This is a genomic window from Bartonella bilalgolemi, from assembly GCF_023500045.1.
Classification (GTDB): Bacteria; Pseudomonadota; Alphaproteobacteria; order Rhizobiales; family Rhizobiaceae; genus Bartonella; species Bartonella bilalgolemii.
This window is the reverse complement of the sequence record NZ_JAMCOF010000006.1, coordinates 82,006-99,911: the sequence shown is the minus strand read 5'-3', so window position 1 is coordinate 99,911 and position 17,906 is coordinate 82,006. Positions and strand designations below refer to the sequence as shown.

The following is a 17,906-nucleotide window of genomic DNA, read 5'->3' as shown; positions in this document are numbered from 1 at the left end:
TAACTTTATAATATCTAATAATACTAATTCATTGAATAAATTGTCTATTTTTTTAGTTTCTTTAATATCAAAATGAGTAAAAATCTCAATAAAAATTTTCCATAAGATTTTATAAAAGATAAATAATAATGCATGGTGTATTCAATGAAATACAAAATCTATCTATCATAACAGTTCTAAAAAATGTAATGAGTACTAAGATTTTTATTTATGCATCGAAGAAAAGCCTTTATGCTATATATTATCGGATAAATCTTAGCATTACAAATTTTATGTAAAGATTATTTAGTAAAGTTTATAAAAAGTAATCTTGCTTATACATGTATTATTGATAGAGAATTTAGACAAAATTTTCTATCTTTACCAATGGTAATAAAAGCAGCTTATTGATACAATAATGTATTTAAGTTAGTCATCTCAGAATAGAGGAGAGTACAGTGAATGTTGATGAAATCAAAAAACTTGATAGTTATTTTAAAACCAAATTTCAAAATTCATCCTTACAAATAAAGGCACGGCCTAAAAAGGATGATTCTTGCGAAGTTTATATAGGAGATGAGTTTTTAGGTATTATTTATCGCGATGAAGAGGACAATGAAGTATCTTACAATTTTTCTATGGCCATATTAGGCATCGATTTAGATAATTGATACATGATTGTAATTAAACAAAATTTCTCTCTAAGGTGAATTTTTATATAAGCTTTAACTCTTTAAAACTTGTATAATTATTACGTGCGATAATAATGTGATCATGAATAGTAATTTCTAATGCGTTTGCAGCGTCTTTTAATCTATATGTCATCGATATATCTGCTTTAGAAGGTGAAGCATTACCTGAAGGGTGGTTGTGAATTAAGATCAATCCTGATGCCGATAATTCCAAAGCTCGAGAAATTACTTCACGAGGATAAACAGGGGTATGATCAATAGTTCCAGTTTGTTGTACTTCATCGGAAATCAAACCGTTCCTTTTGTCAAGAAATAACACACGGAATTGCTCACGCGTTTGATGAGCCATTACGGCTTTGCAATAAGCTAATACTTTATCCCATGAAGAAAAAATATCACGTTTGTACAATTGTGCACGAGCAAGGCGTCCTGCTACATCTGAAATAATTTTTAAATCGATAGCAGTAGCTGGACCACATCCTTCAATTTCTTGAAGTCGATGAATATCTGCTGTCAACACATCAGCTAATGAACCAAAATTCGCTAATAAATTTTTAGCTATTGGTTTTATATCAGCTCGAAGAATAGTACGAGAAAGCAACAGTTCAAGATATTCATAATCTTCAATCCCGTTACCTTTTGTTTTTAAATAGCGTTTACGAAGACGCTCACGATGTCCTTGATAATGCCTATTTACTTTTGAATTTTTCTTAATTTTTTTATTATTCTTTTGTGCCACTGGATGAGATGGAACATTTGATGTTAGTTCAAAGGAACTATTTTGGGCAACTCCATTTTTATTAGTCTTTTTTGCCATGATATTTTTACATTTATTTAAGCACGTGAATTTAAAGTATAAAAAATATTGTTAGGAGACTGAGTGAATATTTCACATCCTTCACTTGTTACGCCAATTGTATGTTCGTATTGTGCCGTAAGAGAACGATCTCGGGTAACAGCAGTCCAACCATCCGATAAAACTTTAATTTGTGGTTTGCCAAGATTAATCATAGGTTCAATAGTAAATATCATGCCTTGTTTAAGCTCTACACCTTCGCCTGGTTTTCCATAATGTAAAATATTTGGTGCATCATGAAAAAGTTGACCAATCCCATGTCCACAAAAATCTCTTACAACGGAGCAGCGTTCAGATTCTACATAATGTTGAATAGCAGCACCAATATCACCTGTAGTTGCTCCAGGTTTGACTGCAGCAATTCCTCTCATGAGGCTTTCATGAGTTATTTGTAATAAGCGTTCTGCAGCGCGCTTGATTTTTCCAACAGGATACATACGGCTTGAGTCTCCATGCCAACCATTGAGAATAAATGTGACGTCAATATTAACAATATCACCTTCTTGTAAGGGTTTTTCGTTTGGTATGCCATGGCAAACAACATGATTGATAGACGTACAACACGAATGACCATATCCATGATAATTCAGGTCAGCGGGCAAAGCATTTCGCTCAGCTCCAAAAACAAAAACGAAATCATCAATTTCTTGTGTTGTAACACCAGGCTTAATAATGTCGGTGAGTGCATCGAGACATTCTGCTGCAATTCGACCAACTTTACGCATTTGAGAAAAAGCGTAATCATCGAAAATACGGATTTGACCATTAAATTTTAAGGGAGCTTTATTATATTCAATATAACTAACCATTTTTTTTGCTATTTTCTATCTTTACTTGATGAATCGGAAAAATACCTTCGACACTTACGTGGCATTTTATAGCATAAAATTCTACCCCTGATTTTAATGCTAAATCAAATTTAAATCCATAAATGGGATCAAGATCATGGCAAATTTTAAAAGCAGAACAGTCCTCTCGTTGAATTACATACAGCATGGCAGCTCGTTTTCCTTGATGCACAATTTTTATAAGCTCTTCAAGATGGCGTGCACCACGTTTTGTTATGGTATCAGGAAATTCTGCTAATTGCTTTTGACGGACAAAATGGACATTTTTTACTTCTAAATAACATTCAGACAAATCGTTATTGCGTAAGAGAAAATCAATACGTGATTGCCCGTAGCATTGTTCGCTCAAAATTGTTTTATAATCACTAAATTCAGGCAATATCCCACCTTGAATTGCTTCCAAAGCAAGTTTATTTGCTAAAGTTGCATTAATACCAACTAAGGTATTATCTGCTTCAACAATTTCTAATCGATACGGATATTTCCGTTTTGGATCATCACTATACGAAAGCCAAACATTGGAATCAGAAGCTGTTAATCCAAGCATCGAACCAGTATTAGGAACAGAAACCGTAAAGATGTGTTGATCATTCTTTTTGACATCAGCAAGAAAGCGTTTATAACGACAAACAAGTTTTGCAGGATGAAGTTTGGAAACAAAGAACATACGGCCTTTATTAAAATGTATGACCTTTTAATTCAACTCGGATCATAATTAAAGAGTTATACTAACGTTATCTTAACACTTAAGTAGCGCCTTTATAATTATTGTTATAAATATTTTAGTTATCTTTCTTTCAAAATTCATTATTCTATTGATTATTCAACCAATAGAATAGCATCATTTGCAAAAATAAATTAGTTATATAGTTGCCCTCAATAAGGTTATTTTATGAAATATTCATTTAAAAAGTTGCGTTCAAAAAAAATTAATAATGAAGGCATAATTTATGAAAACTGGTGAAGTAAATGGCCGGAACAAATAGAAAATGTCAAAACGTAATGAATGGCCCAATTATTATTTTAGTTGAGCCACAATTATCAGAAAATATTGGTATGGTAGCAAGAGCGATGGCCAATTTTGGTTTATCAAAACTTCGACTTGTTAAACCAAGAGAAATATTTCCAAATGAAAAAGTTAGAGCTACCGCCAGCAAAGCAGATCATATCATTAATGATACACTAATATTTAATACATTATGCGATGCAATTGCGGATTTAAATTATGTTTACGCTACGACAGCACGTGAAAGATGTGGTTTTAAAACTGTTAAAAGTGCTGTAGAAGCTGCAAATATTTTGCGTTATTATGAGGATATTGGTCATAAAACAGGTATTTTATTTGGAAGAGAAAGGTGGGGATTGGAAAATAATGAAATTAGCCTTGCTGATGAGATTATTACTTTTCCAGTTAATCCTGCTTTTGCATCACTTAATATAGCGCAAGCCGTTTTGTTGATAGCTTACGAATGGATGAAATCAGGTTTGGAAGATTTGAGCGATACAGCTTTTCGTGCAATAAAGTTAAAACCAGCTGAGAAAGCAACACTTCATGGTTTTTTATCACAGTTGGAAGATGCTTTAGATGTTCGTGGATATTTTAGGCCTCAAGAGCGTAAAGAAGTAATGGTTACAAATATACGCTCTGTTTTTACGCGCGCAAATTTTAGCGAGTCTGAAATTCAGCTCTTACGAGGCGTTATATCTTCACTGGATCATTTTTCGCCTAAATTTCCACGAGGTAGTGGAGCCCCCGAAGGGCGTGATCGCAAAAAATTAAAACAAATGTGAATACCTAATGAGTGAACAACCTCTTCTTTTTTTTGATAGTGGTATTGGTGGACTAACAATATTAAGAGAAGTACGCCTTTTTGTTTCCGAGTACCAATTTATTTATGTTGCTGATGATTCAGGATTTCCCTACGGCATTTGGGAAGAGGAGATGTTAAGATGCCGTATTTTAAAGATTTTTACATATCTTCTAGAACTTTATAATCCTGCTTTATGTGTGATTGCTTGCAATACAGCTTCTACATTAATGATAGAAGATTTACGACGAGAATTTCCTAATATTCGTTTTGTAGGAACTGTTCCTGCAATTAAATTAGCGGCTGAACAAACAAAATCTGGCGTTATTTCAGTATTAGCAACTCCTGGCACAGTTAAACGTGCATATACACACGAATTAATCAATTCTTTTGCTGGTCAATGTTATGTACAGCTTGTAGGAAGTGAAAAGCTGGCAGGATTTGCTGAAAATTACTTACGTGGTTATCCTATCAATCATGAAGAATTACGCCATGAAATTTTGCCATGCTTTATTAAGAAAAATGGCAAATTAACTGATATTATCGTCTTAGCCTGCACACATTATCCTTTTTTAATCAACTTATTTCGTGAACAAGCATTATGGCCAGTTGATTGGATCGATCCAGCAAAAGCCATAGCTAAACACATAAGATCATTATTACCAATCAAAATCCAAAACAAGAATATGAAGAAATATACAGATTTCATTTTGTTTACATCACAAAATATAAGCCCTTCAACTGAGAATTTATTACAAAAGTTTCACTTAAAAATAATGAAGGGAGTTGACTTTAAATCGTAAGATAAGTAGAAGTTAGGATGTTTTTTCTGAGAAAGATCATTAATTGACGTGTCCCGTGGGTAATTTGCAGTTGATGCAGAAGTTGTCCTGTTGGTTTTCTTTTTTGAAAACAGAGGAGGGTGCGTTTCCTTAAGATCTAATGTTTGATCTTATTTTTTATTTAAAGGAAATGCGATGAGTAAACGCGAAACAACAAAACATAAAATTGACCGCCGTATGGGAGAAAATATCTGGGGGCGTCCCAAATCTCCAGTTAATCGTCGTGATTATGGTCCTGGACAACATGGTCAACGCCGTAAAGGAAAGCTTTCTGATTATGGAGTCCAATTGCGCGCTAAGCAAAAATTAAAAGGGTTTTATGGCGATATTTCAGAAAAGCAATTTCGTAAAACCTATGAAGAAGCTGCTCGTCGTCATGGTGATACAGGTGAAAATCTTATCGGTCTTTTAGAGTCGCGTTTGGATGCTATTGTTTATCGTGCAAAGTTTGTGCCTACCATTTTTGCTTCTCGTCAATTTATTAATCATGGTCATGTTAATGTAAATGGTCGGCGTACAAATATTCAGTCATACCGTTGTAAACCAGGTGATGTGATTGAGGTTCGTGAAAAATCAAAACAACTTGTCTTAGTTTTGGAATCTGTACAATTAGCTGAGCGTGATGTGCCTGAATATATTAATGTAGATCATAACAAGATGAAAGCAACCTTTATTCGTATACCTGCTTTTGCAGATGTTCCGTACGCTGTTCATATGGAACCCAATTTGGTTGTTGAGTTTTATTCTCGTTAGGTTTTTAATACAGAGATCATTGTTTTAATTTTCGCTATATATCAAAAATTGTTATGCTATTTTGTATTTATTAGCAGCAGCAGTGTTCTTGATAATAGAAACAGATGTTATCTATTATCATTTTCTCTAGCAATGCATTTTATTGTTTTTTTCTTGTATAATTCCAACGTATAAATTGATTAGCATAGATTTAGATTATATTATGTCTGTTATCGGATTATAATTTATTATTGCAGGATTAAATCATTCTACTATACAGAGTTATGATATTATAAATTGAATCTTAATCAAATTTTATGTAATGAAAAAAAATATAGATACGAGCGATCCTTTGGAAGAAAAGACTGATGATTGTCATCCGATGTTCCGGGTTGCTCCTTCAACTGTACAATTTAATAAATTACGTAAACGGCTTTTGCGCCATATAAGGCAGGCATTAGATGATTTTTCTATGCTCTCTTCAGGAAAAAGATGGCTTATTGCATTATCAGGTGGAAAAGATTCTTATGTTTTACTAGCACTTTTACTTGATTTAAAATGGCGTGGTCTTCTACCTATTGACATTTTAGCTTGTAATCTTGATCAAGGTCAGCCAGCTTTTCCAAAGCATATTCTTCCTGATTTTTTAAATTATTATCAGATTCCATATCGCATTGAGTATCAAGATACTTACTCAATTGTTACAGATAAATTAACACAAACACAAACATATTGTTCACTTTGTTCTCGGCTGCGACGTGGACATTTATATCGGATTGCACGTGAAGAGGGATGCTCTGCTTTGGTACTTGGTCATCATCGTGATGATGTCTTAGAGACATTTCTTATGAATTTGTTCCATGGCGGCCGATTAGCAGCTATGCCTGGAAAACTTATAAATGATGAAAAAGATCTTTTTGTTTTACGTCCTCTTATCTATGCTGCTGAAGAAGATATAGAGAAATTTTCTCAAACGATGCAATTCCCTATCATTCCTTGTAATTTTTGTGGGAGTCAAGATGGTTTACAGCGCAATGCAATGAAAAAAATGCTCAATGATATTGAAAAAAAAATGCCAGGACGCAAAGATATCATGATCCGTGCCTTAACAAATGTTCGTCCTAGTCATTTACTTGATAAAAAACTTTTTTCTTTTAAGAGTTTGTTATCATTATAAGGTACTAGAATATAAGTTTATGTCGTTGATATTTTCAAATTACGTTTCCATAAAGATCATAAGAATCTGATTGCTCGATTTTAACAGTAACAAATTCACCTATACGAAGTGGTCGCCGAGATGATATATGCACAACACCATCTATTTCTGGAGAATCATATTTACTACGACCTTTAGCGATTTTACCTTGTGTTTCATCGATAAGAACTTGAAGTCTTTTTCCAATCTTTTTCTTTAAAAGATATGCGGAAATTTTTTGTTGTTTTGTCATAAAGCGATGCCAACGTTTTTCTTTCACTTCTTCTGTAATATTTTCCAATCCAAGATCATTTGCTACAGCACCTTTTACTGCTTCATATTTGAAGCAGCCAGCACGTTCAATTTTTGCTTCCTCTAACCATTCAAGAAGCATGTTAAAATCTTCATTGGTTTCTCCTGGAAAGCCAACAATAAATGTTGAACGTAACGTCAAATCCGGACAAATTTTTCGCCATCTTTCAATTCTACGGCTTATTTTTTCGACATGGGCAGGACGTTTCATATTACGTAAAACAGTTGGTGACGCATGCTGAAAAGGGATATCTAGATAAGGAAGAATTTTTCCTGCAGCCATGAGCTCAATAGCTTCATCAATATGAGGGTAAGGATATAAATAGTGCATTCTCACCCAAATTCCCATTTCACCTAGTTCGCGACAAAGATCTAAAAATTTTGTTTTGATAATGTGATTTTTCCAAACACTTTCAGCGTATTTAAGATCAATCCCGTATGCGCCAGTATCTTGGGAAATAACCAAAAGTTCTTTCACACCTGCTTGTACAAGCTTTTCTGCTTCGCGAAGAACATCGCTTATAGGGCGTGAAATGAGATTACCACGTAGAGTAGGGATAATACAAAAGCTACACCGATTGGAACATCCTTCAGAAATTTTTAAATAAGCGTAATGGCGAGGTGTTAAACGAATACCTTGCGGAGGTACTAAATCTACAAAAGGATCATGAACCGGAGGTATTACTGTATGAACTGCTCGTATAACACTTTCGTAATCTTGTGGTCCAGTAATAGCTAATACATTAGGATGTGCTTGAAGAATAATATTAGGTTGAGCACCAAGACATCCGGTTACAATAACTTTTCCATTATTTTTGATAGCTTCATCAATATTAGCTAATGATTCATTTCGAGCAGAATCAATAAAACCACAGGTATTAACAATAACTAAATCAGCTCCTTTATGTTTATTTGAGATCTCGTAACCTTCAGAACGAAGGCGTGTGATAATGCGCTCAGAATCCACAAGTGCTTTTGGACAACCGAGAGAAACAAAACTAATACGAGGCGCTACCATAACAATTCCTGCAAATTCTTTAATGAAGGTCTCATTTGATTCATTATTTCTGCTATTTTACTACTTTTCTTAAGAAAAATTATTTATAAAACAAAATTTAAATAACTTTGTAAATTAAGTATTTAATTTCTTTTTACGCTAAATATTTTATAAATCAAATTTACACTCTTATAGAATTTTAATAAATAAAATTAGAAAATGATATTTTTTTTAATAAAGTGTTGACCAAATGAAGAGTCAATCGTATGTTCGACCCACTTTCTATAAGCAAGATTAACTTGTTTGGGGAGCGCGTAGCTCAGCCGGTAGAGCAACTGACTTTTAATCAGTAGGTCCAGGGTTCGAATCCCTGCGCGCTCACCATATTAAATAAAATTAATAGATTATATATTCAGAAATTTTGCTTCTATTGATTCTTTTTAGTTTTTTGGGGCTCTAAACTTGATTGTAGTCTTTTGATTGATTCTTTATGCTCATTTTAATAGTTGGTGCTTTATTTATCACAGATAAACATTTTCTTTCCAATTGATTCGTATTGGATTACCACGTCGCGAACCGATGTAAAAAAACATTAATCCAAGAAGCGTATTCATTTATCACGCACTATCGTTGTTAGCCTTCATAGCATTCATGAAATGCTCTCTTGTATTGGCGAACCTCCACAATATCTTTGAAAAGAAAGAACTATGTATTGTCATTGACTCAAGCGTGGTTAAAAAAATTTAAAGCATAACAAACAAGGTGAACATTGTGAACATTTCTGTGGGTGCCAATATGCGCAAAAGATCAAATCATAAAAATTAAAAGACTTAAAAAACGATATTGGCCCACAATATATTTTAGAAAAAAACGTGAAATCCTATTCCTTAACCTTTATTTTGTTATCCCGCACCTTTAAAAAACATGTATAAAATCAATATGTTATAGAACAACAAAAGTACTGTGGCGGAGGGGGTGGGATTCGAACCCACGGTACAGTCTCCTGCACGCCGGTTTTCAAGACCGGTGCCTTAAACCACTCGACCACCCCTCCAAAGTAAATACAACCTTATTTAAAGAGCAATATACTTTTTACAAGGTTCTTTTAAAAGGTCAATGACCTAAATTGTATTTCTAAACATTTTAATTAAATCGTTTTAAGTATTTTTATCAAAATGAATAAACATTATCGATAATAGTGTATACTTTTAAGAAGCCAGATTGTAAATTCTGATATTAAAAAGCAGAAAAGGGGGAGGAGGGCGATCATTTAAATTATGAACTTTTGTTTAGTTTTTTGTTCAAACGTATAAAAATTACTTTGATCAAAACAGATTACTATTTTCGTCTTTTCAGAGATTAATATTTTATAACATTTATATCATTAGAATACAGAAAAAACGCAATACTCTATCAAATATCAATTAACATGTTTGCAAAGTATAGTGAGATAATTTAGCAAAATAATATAAATAACGGAATTTTTTCTCACCACAAAACTTAAAAAAATAATTATTGCAAAATATTAAAATTATTTAAAAAATTGAAAACAATGCTAATAATAACACCTATTATTGATCCTACTGTAACACCAATTATTATTCCAGCAGGAAGTGTTAGACTTATACCTATTGCCACAATTGGGCCAAATCCTGGAAGAGCAATATAGCCATAATTCGCAAGAATTGCCGCAAGTGCTCCTGATAAACTACCATTGAGGCCTCCAATAAATGCTGAATCTTTAATACAACAATAGATCCATTTCAAAAAGTTTTTTTCATAATTATTTGAGTTAATATCGCTATGCGCTTTAAAATTAGTCATATTGTTTTCTTTCATTTTGAATACTAATTGCTCCAGAATAATCAATGGATATAAGAAAATAACAGTTTTTAAATTCTGCTAAAGCACGCCAAATACCTTTATCATCTAAACGTAATCGTTTAATATTTTTAAAACCATTTTCTGTAAGATGATTTTTGATTTGTGAAGCGGTGAATGAGTTTTTTCCTACTTTGCTGTTTTTTTGAAAGAAAATATATTGGGATGTTTGATAACAAGGATCGTAATAAATATTTATTGGTAAAGCTATAACGGTGGACGGGATACAAACAATCACCATAAAAAGAATAGTAGTTGCTCTTAAACTTTTATTTAGTTTCATTTATGTTTGCCATTGATTAAAAAAAATCTCTAAAATATTTACTTTCATATTAACTTAACCCGTTTATTCTTAATGGGTTCCCTAACATTTTATTTTCAAATCTTGTTTATCGAATAAATAAGATTATTTTCATTTTAACAAATTGTATGAGGGTTTGTTTTAATGCGTGCGCATTTATATATCGGTCTTTATATTTATGAAAAAAACTTTTTAGGAATTTTCTAGCTACTAGAGCCTATATTAATAATGAAAAAAATCAAGATTTCCATTTTCATATGATAGACCTGTGCAGGGGTGAATAAGAACGTATTTTTTTATTATTTAATCTTAATATTAGCTGATTTTGTTGTAAACATATTCATAATTGTTTTTAAGCTATAACCATAACCCATTCCTTCTCTCATAAATAAATTACGTAATGGTGAGCAATTACGTAATAATTCAAGCCCAACGCTACGCAAAATATGAACAGGTAGCATATTGGAGAGCAAAGTATAGCTAAGTGTATGAACAAATCCGCTTCGAGTAAAAATATCATATTTACGATGTTGATTATAATTCGCAGTGATTTTTTGAGAAATAGCAGTAGATATTTCATTAGGTATAAGATCAACCAAAGTTTGAATATCACGCATTCCTAAATTAAATCCTTGCGCACCAATAGGAGGAAAAACATGAGCTGCTTCACCAACCAAAATTATTCTTTTAGCGGCAAAGAGATTAGGAATAAGACCTAAAAGAGGCCATGTTTGAATTTTAGTTTCTATTTTTATTTCACCAAGAATTGATTGCATCTGATTTTCAATTATTTTTGCAACTGCTTCTAATTTCATATTCAAAAGCTCTTTAGCACGAGAGGAGTTACCAATCCATACAAGACTAGATTTATTGCCTGGTAAAGGAACCTGTGTAAAAAGACCATCTTTTGTATAAAATTCAGTTGATATATTTTGATGAGGTAAATTATGTGAAAAATTGAAAACAAGTGCTGTTTGTGGGTAATTCCATTGTTTAATATTAATTCCAGCTGCAGCTCTTGTCGGAGAATAACGTCCGTCAGCAGCAATGGCAAGTGATGCTTTAATAACTTGTCTATCTTCAAGAGTAATACAAATATGATCTTTTTGATGATCAAAGTCTTTTGCTAAAGAAAAGAACCTGGTAATATTTGGTGTGTGTTTAATAGTATTGATCAAAGCGTCATTTAATTTTAAATTAGGTATATTATAACCGAAAGCTTTTTCACCAATTTCAGTGGAGCGAAAATTTACAGTAGGAGCTCGTACAATCTGAGATGTTATATCAATAATTCTAATTGAAGATAAGGCAGCTGCATGACATTTTATAGTATCCCAAATACTGAGCGTTTGCAGCATACGGATTGTAGGCATCATAATAGCAGTTGTTCGTAATTCATCTATTTTAGCAGGTGGACCAATCAGAGATACAGAATGTCCTTTACGAGCAAGATTAAGTGCTGCTAACATACCGATTTGACTTGCACCAACAACAGCAATGTTTTGATGCATATTTTTTTTAGATATCACGATTGTTTAAGCCTTTTTAATATTAATCTTTACAGCGTCTTCAAATAAATTATATCTTATTATATACTTAAATAAATATAAAATAATTATCTCGTACTCTTTTTAGCTATCAGTCATATAATAAATAGAAATAGCATTTGAGAAAATAAATAAAAGCTCTAATTTAGGATAGAAAAGCCTTGAAACTTAAGATTCAAATTAATAGAGATAGATTATATCCAAAAATAATGACAGTGTTACAAGCAAAAGCATTTTCTGTTCATTTATTAACAGCATCAGGCTCATTTTTGGCATTTCTTTCTCTAATATCTGCATCCGAAAAAGAATGGGTCTCTATGTTTTTTTGGCTTGGACTTGCTTTTTTTGTCGATGGTATTGATGGGCCAATTGCGCGTAAATTAGACATAAAATATATACTTCCAGCATGGTCTGGTGAAATACTGGATAGTATTATTGATTATATAACTTATATTTTAATTCCAGCATTTGCGCTTTATCAAAGTGGTTTTATGAATCCTAGACTATCATTTATATCAAGCGCCATTATTGTCATTTCATCAGCTATTTATTACGCAAATACTGGAATGAAAACTAAAGAAAATTTTTTTAAAGGATTTCCTGTCGTTTGGAATATGATGATTTTTATGCTTTTTGTGGTAAAACCGGAGGAATGGGTTGCTTTCATTATTATTTCTTTATCGGCAATTGTATCTTTTTTACCCATTTATTTTATTCATCCAGTGAGAGTTATCCGATTACGTATGCTTAATTTTTCAATTTTTCTTATATGGTGCTGTTTTGGTATAGCTGCATTTTTTTATCAGCTAAATGCTCCAAATTGGATTAAAATTGGAATTTCAATCTCTGGTCTTTACATTTATTGTATTGGTGCTGTTATGCAATTTTTTCCAAAATTAGGTGCAAAAGATAATAAAAAATAACGTAATTATTCTTACGTCAGTTTTAATGAATTGAAGTTCCATAATATATATTATGCGATAATTTATAAAATACCCGCTACACTTATAATACATTTGTTTCAAAGATAAGTCCTTGATAAGCTGGTTCAACGTGCTCTGGGACATAATTTATAACATCATTATAGTCAAGTGAGTTATCCATATGTGTTAATATAGCTCGTTTTGGTTTAAAATATTTTATCCAATATAATGCTTGATCAACTGAAAAATGACTCGGATGAGGTTCAAATTGAAGAGCATCAATAATTAAAACATCTAAATTCATAAGACCTGACAGTGTTTTTTCAGGAAATTCACTAACATCTGTACAATAAGCAACATTACCAATACGAAAACCTAAAGAATGAGCGGCACCATGAATCTGTAAATGTGCCTTAAAAACAATGTCTCCACCCTGCCCTCGGATTTTAAACTCACTTTTTTCATATATAAGATTTTCTTTTAAAATGGGTGAATAATGTGATCCCTTTGGGGTTTGAAAACAATAACCAAAAGCTTTATTAAGGTGTTTTAACGTAGAGGCATCTGCATAAATGTCTATTAAACATTTTTGTGCGAGGGCATAGCTGCGTAAATCATCAATACCGTGAGTATGATCTGCATGGAAATGCGTATAAACAGCAGCATTAAGATGACTAATACGCGCATTAATCATTTGTGAACGAAAATCTGGACCAGTATCAATAATGACTGTTGTTTTCATTCCTGATTTATGAATTCGTTGAACTAATAAAGAAGTTCTATAACGTTTATTTTTAGGATTATTTGCATCACAAGCTCCCCAATAGCCATTAGGACGTGGCACTCCTGGTGATGAACCACAACCCAATATTGTAAAACGGTATCGATCAGACATTTTTGTGTTCTATTTCATTTTACTAAACAAACGAAAGGCATTTTGCGTTGTTATTTGTATTGTTTCTTCAATGCTTAAATTAATATTTTTAGCAAGAACAGTAGCTATATGACACAAAAAAGACGGCTCATTTGTTTTGCCACGATAAGGAACAGGTGCTAAAAATGGAGCATCTGTTTCAATCAACAAGCGCTTATGAGGAACAATTTTCGCTATTTCACGAATTTCAAGAGCATTCTTGAATGTGAGAATACCTGAAAAAGATATATAGCCACCAAGTTCAATAGCAACATGAGCAAGTTGCATTCCAGAAGAATAACAATGAAGAATAAATGGAAAACATTTCTCTTTTGTTTTCTCACGTAATATTTGTTCCATATCTAAATCAGCATTGCGCGAATGAATTACAAGAGGTAATTGTGTTTCCTGAGAAGCGATAATATGCTTTATAAAATTTTCCTTTTGCTCTTGAGATAAAGAATAATTGTAATGATAATCAAGTCCAGATTCACCAAATGCAACGATTTTAGGATGCTTTGATAAATGAATAAGATTTTCAACCGTAATATTTTTTTCCTCATGTACATAATTAGGATGAGTTCCAACAGAACAAAAGACTTGATCATAAGTCTGCGTAATTTCTAAAAGCTTATCCAATTTATGAACATGCGTTGAAATTGTTATCATACGTCTAACATTAGCAGTTAGAGCTCGCTGAATAATTCCATTCAAATCTTGCGAAAAATCCTCAAAATCAAGATGACAGTGTGTATCAATTAACATCATCAATATCAGCTTTCTTTATGAATATAACGAGGGAAAATTGGTACTGGTGGTGAAAGTACTGTCTCTTCTTTAATTCTTAAATCACTAATATGATGCAATAACCGATCCTCTTCAGCAACTGCAAGACTATCAAGAAGTTTAGCTGCTGATTGTGGAATGAAAGGTAAAAGCATGATTCCTACTCGCCGCAAAACCTCTAAAGTTATATAAAGAACTGTAAAAAATCTTTCTGGATTATTTTTACGTAAACTCCAAGGCTCTTCACTAGCAAAATAACGATTGGCATCTGCTACAACTGAAAAAATAGCTGAAAGCGCTAAATGTGGAGCCTGATCTAACATAGTTTGGCGTACAATTTCAAGTGCTTGAAGAGATTGTTTCAGTAGCTGTTCATCTTGAATTAGAAATGCAGTTGGTGTAGGAATTTTCATATTACAATTTTTTTCAACCATAGATAAAGAACGTTGAGCTAAATTGCCAAGATCATTAGCAAGATCAGCATTAATGCGATTGACAAAATTATCATGATTGTAACTACCATCCTGTCCAAATGGTACTTCACGAAGAAAAAAATAACGTACTTGATCAAGACCATAGCGATCAACCATTTCAAAAGGATCAACTACATTTCCAACAGACTTTGACATTTTGGCACCGCGGTTAAGTAAAAATCCGTGTGCAAAAATCCGTTTAGGTAATTCAATTCCAGCAGACATTAAAAATGCTGGCCAATAAACTGCATGAAAACGAATAATGTCTTTACCAATAATATGAATATCTGCAGGCCAAAACTTACGTTTCTTTGAATTTTTATCAAAAAAATCAACTGCAGTAAGATAATTTGTAAGTGCATCAACCCAAACGTACATTACATGCTTTGGATTTTCTGGAACATGAATTCCCCAATCAAAAGTTGTTCGTGAAATGGAAAGATCTTTTAAGCCTGATTTTATAAAATTTATAATTTCGTTGCGTCGCTCATTAGGCCCAATAAAATCAGGATATTTTTCATAATGCTGAAGAAGTGCTTTTTCATAACGTGAAAGCCTGAAGAAATAACTTTCTTCTTCATTCCATTCAACTGGAGATCCTAACTCTTTCTCACGACGGATTCCTTCTTGATCAATTTCGGTGTCTTTTTCTTCATAATAAGCTTCTTGACGAACTGAATACCAACCAGCATAACAACCAAGATAAATATCACCTTTAGCTTCCATTTTTTTCCAAAGTTCTTGACAAGCTTTATGGTGCCGTTCTTCCGTTGTGCGGATAAAATCATTATTAGAGCAATTAAGCATTGCAAGCATTTTTTGAAAAACAGCACTGTTACGATCTGCAAGTTGTTGAGGTGTCATATTTAACATCTGTGCTGTTTGTTGCATTTTTAGACCATGCTCATCGGTACCAGATAGAAAAAATACATTTTTTCCATCGGCTCTTTGAAAACGGGCCAAGGTATCACTTACAATTGCGTTATAAGCATGTCCAATATGCGGAGCACTATTGGGATAAAAAATTGGAGTCGTTATATAGTATATGTCACGCATAATTATGCCCATTTTAAAATGTAATCAAAAAATATGAATGACATAACGTTTGTTCGTAACGTTGTCACGGAAAAAGCTTATTTTTATAAACAATCTCATGAGTTTTAAAAAGAAGATTAATGACGAATTGCTTTTTATCAAGATTAAATGATTGTATTTCTATTATTTCTTGAAAGATATTTTGCCATGTTTCTGCATACTTTTTCGATAAATGAATAGCTCCCTCTTTTACCAACATAATAGCTTTTTTATGAATTCTATCAAGAATTTCATCACAAAACTGTTGAAATTGTATATCTGCATCAGATAAGGAAAGCGCTTGAGCAAGATTATGTACAACAACTGGATCACAAATAGATTGCTCTAAGAGTTTATTAATGGTTTGAATAATTTCAAGTCCACCATGACAAAGAAGTAATGCTGCTTTTCGAAGACTACCTTGAGATTTTTGAATAATTGTTTCAATATTTTGGGGATTAGTTAATAGCTGATTGGAAAAAAAATGTGAAATGGCTTTTTGCATTTCATCATCATGTAAAGGTCTTAGAGAGATTTTTTGACAACGTGAACGAATTGTTGGAAGCAATTTTCCTAAAGAATGAGAAATAATAATGAATAAAGTTTTTGTTGGAGGCTCTTCAAGTGTTTTAAGAATAGCGTTTGTAGCATTTCTATTCATATCATCTGCAGAATCAATAATGATAATGCGCCACAAATCATCTTGAGACGTCTGATTTAAAAAATGCTTGATATCACGGATATCATCAACTGTGATTCCTGTTTTAAATTTTTTTGTTTTTGCATTAAAACGACGTGAGACGTGTATAATGCCAGGATGACTACCCTGCTTAATTTGGCGCCATATGATTGAATCTTGTCTTGGTTGTAAAAATTTATTTTTTTGAGAGTTCAAAATATTCCAAGCAAGATGAAATGCTAACGTTGCTTTTCCTATTCCACGCTCTCCTTCAAATAATAGCGCGTGATGTAACTGCCCTTCTCTAAGCATTTTCTCTAAAAAATGACGAGCCTCTTCATGGCCAATGAGGATATTATTCTGTGAAGGTGATAAAATGCCGTCAATATCGTCATATTGACGTAAAAAATTTATATCATTCATGGAAAAGCCAATAGTGCTTGATGACAAATATCTTTTATTTGATCTGCAATTACTTCGACTGAACATGTTCCGTCAATAACTTGAAATCTGTGAGGTTCATGTTTCGCTAATTCAAGAAAAGCTTGGCGTCTTTGCTCTTGAAGAGCTAAGCTGGCTTTTTCAAAATAATCAATTTTTTCTATTTTTTTTCTTCGTAAGTTTACACGCTCCATCCCAAGTTTTGCAGGTATATCTAATAAAAACGTTAAATCAGGTTTTATTCCTTTCATACCAATATGCTCTAAAATAGAAAAAATATGTGCATCCACTTTATTATCTAATCCTTGATAAACACGTGTAGAATCAATAAATCGATCACATAAAACAATCTTTCCAGATTGCAAAGAAGGTTTAATGATTTCAGAAACATGATCAGCACGTGCTGCTGTAAATAAAAACGTTTCAATAAATGGCCCATATTGGGCTACGCTACCTGATAATAAAATATAGCGTATTGCTTCTGCACCCGCTGTTCCTCCAGGTTCACGTGTTATAATAACATCATAACCTTTTCTACCTAAATGTTGAGCAAGCAAAGAAATTTGAGTTGTTTTTCCTGTGCCTTCTCCCCCTTCAAATGTAATAAAATAGCCTGACATGTAAAAA

At 32.7% G+C, this 17,906-nt stretch carries 18 protein-coding genes and 2 tRNA genes; 7 read left to right on the top strand and 13 right to left on the bottom strand.

Going from position 1 to position 17,906, the window contains the following annotated elements; all coding sequences use genetic code 11:
* The first annotated feature begins 437 nt into the window (after window positions 1-437).
* A complete protein-coding gene (locus M4Z11_RS04665) occupies window positions 438-650 on the top strand; it encodes a DUF3126 family protein (protein ID WP_249677003.1) in 213 nt (70 codons plus the stop codon).
* Window positions 651-693: 43 nt separating this feature from the next.
* Here M4Z11_RS04665 and radC read toward each other — a convergent pair whose 3' ends face one another.
* The 3 genes from radC to sfsA are packed head-to-tail and all read right to left on the bottom strand — an operon-like array spanning window position 694 to window position 3,042.
* Complete coding sequence (radC, locus tag M4Z11_RS04660; protein ID WP_249676995.1) at window positions 694-1,488, bottom strand: RadC family protein; 795 nt, start codon at window positions 1,486-1,488, stop codon at window positions 694-696.
* A 17-nt stretch (window positions 1,489-1,505) separates the two neighbouring features.
* Window positions 1,506-2,336, bottom strand: coding sequence for a type I methionyl aminopeptidase (gene map / locus M4Z11_RS04655; RefSeq protein WP_249676985.1), 831 nt, complete (start codon window positions 2,334-2,336; stop codon window positions 1,506-1,508).
* Window positions 2,329-3,042, bottom strand: a complete 714-nt coding sequence (sfsA, locus tag M4Z11_RS04650; protein WP_249676973.1) for a DNA/RNA nuclease SfsA — start codon at window positions 3,040-3,042, stop codon at window positions 2,329-2,331. The genes map and sfsA overlap by 8 nt, the downstream gene beginning before the upstream one ends.
* A gap of 302 nt (window positions 3,043-3,344) precedes the next feature.
* On the opposite strand from sfsA, the gene M4Z11_RS04645 reads away from it, so the two are divergent.
* The 4 genes from M4Z11_RS04645 to ttcA all read left to right on the top strand — a co-directional run bounded on the left by M4Z11_RS04645 (window position 3,345) and on the right by ttcA (window position 6,934).
* Window positions 3,345-4,166: an RNA methyltransferase gene (locus M4Z11_RS04645; protein WP_249676971.1), complete on the top strand. Its 822-nt coding sequence runs from the start codon at window positions 3,345-3,347 to the stop codon at window positions 4,164-4,166.
* Window positions 4,167-4,173: 7 nt separating this feature from the next.
* Complete coding sequence (gene murI, locus M4Z11_RS04640; RefSeq protein WP_249676967.1) at window positions 4,174-4,986, top strand: glutamate racemase; 813 nt, start codon at window positions 4,174-4,176, stop codon at window positions 4,984-4,986.
* A gap of 174 nt (window positions 4,987-5,160) precedes the next feature.
* The gene (gene rpsD / locus M4Z11_RS04635) at window positions 5,161-5,778 is read left to right on the top strand and encodes a 30S ribosomal protein S4 (protein ID WP_249676953.1); all 618 of its coding nucleotides are present in this window, start codon (window positions 5,161-5,163) and stop codon (window positions 5,776-5,778) included.
* 301 nt (window positions 5,779-6,079) lie between these two features.
* Entirely contained in the window at window positions 6,080-6,934 is an 855-nt protein-coding gene (ttcA, locus tag M4Z11_RS04630; RefSeq protein WP_249676942.1) for a tRNA 2-thiocytidine(32) synthetase TtcA, read from the top strand.
* A 34-nt stretch (window positions 6,935-6,968) separates the two neighbouring features.
* On the opposite strand, the gene rimO is transcribed toward ttcA, so the two are convergent.
* Window positions 6,969-8,282 (bottom strand): 30S ribosomal protein S12 methylthiotransferase RimO, encoded by a 1,314-nt coding sequence (gene rimO, locus M4Z11_RS04625; protein ID WP_249676935.1) that lies wholly within the window; start codon window positions 8,280-8,282, stop codon window positions 6,969-6,971.
* Window positions 8,283-8,569: 287 nt separating this feature from the next.
* Between rimO and M4Z11_RS04620 the strand changes: the two genes are divergently transcribed.
* A tRNA-Lys gene (locus M4Z11_RS04620) sits at window positions 8,570-8,645 on the top strand.
* A gap of 580 nt (window positions 8,646-9,225) precedes the next feature.
* Here the strand turns inward: M4Z11_RS04620 and M4Z11_RS04615 are convergent.
* The 4 genes from M4Z11_RS04615 to M4Z11_RS04600 form a co-directional block, all read right to left on the bottom strand.
* Window positions 9,226-9,315 (bottom strand) — tRNA-Ser (locus M4Z11_RS04615).
* Window positions 9,316-9,773: 458 nt separating this feature from the next.
* The gene (locus tag M4Z11_RS04610; RefSeq protein WP_249676924.1) at window positions 9,774-10,100 is read right to left on the bottom strand and encodes a hypothetical protein; all 327 of its coding nucleotides are present in this window, start codon (window positions 10,098-10,100) and stop codon (window positions 9,774-9,776) included.
* Entirely contained in the window at window positions 10,078-10,425 is a 348-nt protein-coding gene (locus M4Z11_RS04605) for a hypothetical protein (protein ID WP_249676922.1), read from the bottom strand. Before M4Z11_RS04605 ends, M4Z11_RS04610 begins: the two co-directional genes overlap by 23 nt.
* 317 nt (window positions 10,426-10,742) lie before the next feature.
* Entirely contained in the window at window positions 10,743-11,972 is a 1,230-nt protein-coding gene (locus tag M4Z11_RS04600; protein WP_249676920.1) for a UbiH/UbiF family hydroxylase, read from the bottom strand.
* 227 nt (window positions 11,973-12,199) lie between these two features.
* On the opposite strand from M4Z11_RS04600, the gene pcsA reads away from it, so the two are divergent.
* Entirely contained in the window at window positions 12,200-12,913 is a 714-nt protein-coding gene (pcsA, locus tag M4Z11_RS04595; RefSeq protein ID WP_249677027.1) for a phosphatidylcholine synthase, read from the top strand.
* 82 nt (window positions 12,914-12,995) lie between these two features.
* Here pcsA and M4Z11_RS04590 read toward each other — a convergent pair whose 3' ends face one another.
* The 5 genes from M4Z11_RS04590 to tmk form a co-directional block, all read right to left on the bottom strand.
* Window positions 12,996-13,808 carry an MBL fold metallo-hydrolase gene (locus M4Z11_RS04590; RefSeq protein WP_249676913.1) on the bottom strand — a complete coding sequence of 271 codons (813 nt, stop codon included), beginning with the start codon at window positions 13,806-13,808 and terminating at the stop codon, window positions 12,996-12,998.
* A gap of 9 nt (window positions 13,809-13,817) precedes the next feature.
* On the bottom strand, window positions 13,818-14,591 hold the full coding sequence (locus M4Z11_RS04585; RefSeq protein WP_249677025.1) for a TatD family hydrolase: 774 nt from the start codon (window positions 14,589-14,591) through the stop codon (window positions 13,818-13,820).
* An 8-nt stretch (window positions 14,592-14,599) separates the two neighbouring features.
* The gene (gene metG, locus M4Z11_RS04580) at window positions 14,600-16,141 is read right to left on the bottom strand and encodes a methionine--tRNA ligase (RefSeq protein ID WP_249676902.1); all 1,542 of its coding nucleotides are present in this window, start codon (window positions 16,139-16,141) and stop codon (window positions 14,600-14,602) included.
* A 64-nt stretch (window positions 16,142-16,205) separates the two neighbouring features.
* The gene (locus M4Z11_RS04575) at window positions 16,206-17,261 is read right to left on the bottom strand and encodes a DNA polymerase III subunit delta' (RefSeq protein ID WP_249676892.1); all 1,056 of its coding nucleotides are present in this window, start codon (window positions 17,259-17,261) and stop codon (window positions 16,206-16,208) included.
* The gene (gene tmk, locus M4Z11_RS04570; protein WP_249676887.1) at window positions 17,258-17,899 is read right to left on the bottom strand and encodes a dTMP kinase; all 642 of its coding nucleotides are present in this window, start codon (window positions 17,897-17,899) and stop codon (window positions 17,258-17,260) included. Before tmk ends, M4Z11_RS04575 begins: the two co-directional genes overlap by 4 nt.
* Window positions 17,900-17,906 lie beyond the last annotated feature (7 nt).

What these genes read in the sequence shown, in the direction of transcription:
- M4Z11_RS04610 (WP_249676924.1), bottom strand. Translation starts at nt 10,100, where the DNA reads ATGAAAGAAAACAATATGACTAATTTTAAAGCGCATAGCGATATTAAC.
- murI (WP_249676967.1), top strand. Translation starts at nt 4,174, where the DNA reads ATGAGTGAACAACCTCTTCTTTTTTTTGATAGTGGTATTGGTGGACTA.
- sfsA (WP_249676973.1), bottom strand. Translation starts at nt 3,042, where the DNA reads ATGTTCTTTGTTTCCAAACTTCATCCTGCAAAACTTGTTTGTCGTTAT.
- radC (WP_249676995.1), bottom strand. Translation starts at nt 1,488, where the DNA reads ATGGCAAAAAAGACTAATAAAAATGGAGTTGCCCAAAATAGTTCCTTT.
- M4Z11_RS04645 (WP_249676971.1), top strand. Translation starts at nt 3,345, where the DNA reads ATGGCCGGAACAAATAGAAAATGTCAAAACGTAATGAATGGCCCAATT.
- M4Z11_RS04605 (WP_249676922.1), bottom strand. Translation starts at nt 10,425, where the DNA reads ATGAAACTAAATAAAAGTTTAAGAGCAACTACTATTCTTTTTATGGTG.
- metG (WP_249676902.1), bottom strand. Translation starts at nt 16,141, where the DNA reads ATGCGTGACATATACTATATAACGACTCCAATTTTTTATCCCAATAGT.
- rimO (WP_249676935.1), bottom strand. Translation starts at nt 8,282, where the DNA reads ATGGTAGCGCCTCGTATTAGTTTTGTTTCTCTCGGTTGTCCAAAAGCA.
- pcsA (WP_249677027.1), top strand. Translation starts at nt 12,200, where the DNA reads ATGACAGTGTTACAAGCAAAAGCATTTTCTGTTCATTTATTAACAGCA.
- map (WP_249676985.1), bottom strand. Translation starts at nt 2,336, where the DNA reads ATGGTTAGTTATATTGAATATAATAAAGCTCCCTTAAAATTTAATGGT.
- tmk (WP_249676887.1), bottom strand. Translation starts at nt 17,899, where the DNA reads ATGTCAGGCTATTTTATTACATTTGAAGGGGGAGAAGGCACAGGAAAA.
- M4Z11_RS04585 (WP_249677025.1), bottom strand. Translation starts at nt 14,591, where the DNA reads ATGTTAATTGATACACACTGTCATCTTGATTTTGAGGATTTTTCGCAA.
- M4Z11_RS04590 (WP_249676913.1), bottom strand. Translation starts at nt 13,808, where the DNA reads ATGTCTGATCGATACCGTTTTACAATATTGGGTTGTGGTTCATCACCA.
- ttcA (WP_249676942.1), top strand. Translation starts at nt 6,080, where the DNA reads ATGAAAAAAAATATAGATACGAGCGATCCTTTGGAAGAAAAGACTGAT.
- M4Z11_RS04575 (WP_249676892.1), bottom strand. Translation starts at nt 17,261, where the DNA reads ATGAATGATATAAATTTTTTACGTCAATATGACGATATTGACGGCATT.
- rpsD (WP_249676953.1), top strand. Translation starts at nt 5,161, where the DNA reads ATGAGTAAACGCGAAACAACAAAACATAAAATTGACCGCCGTATGGGA.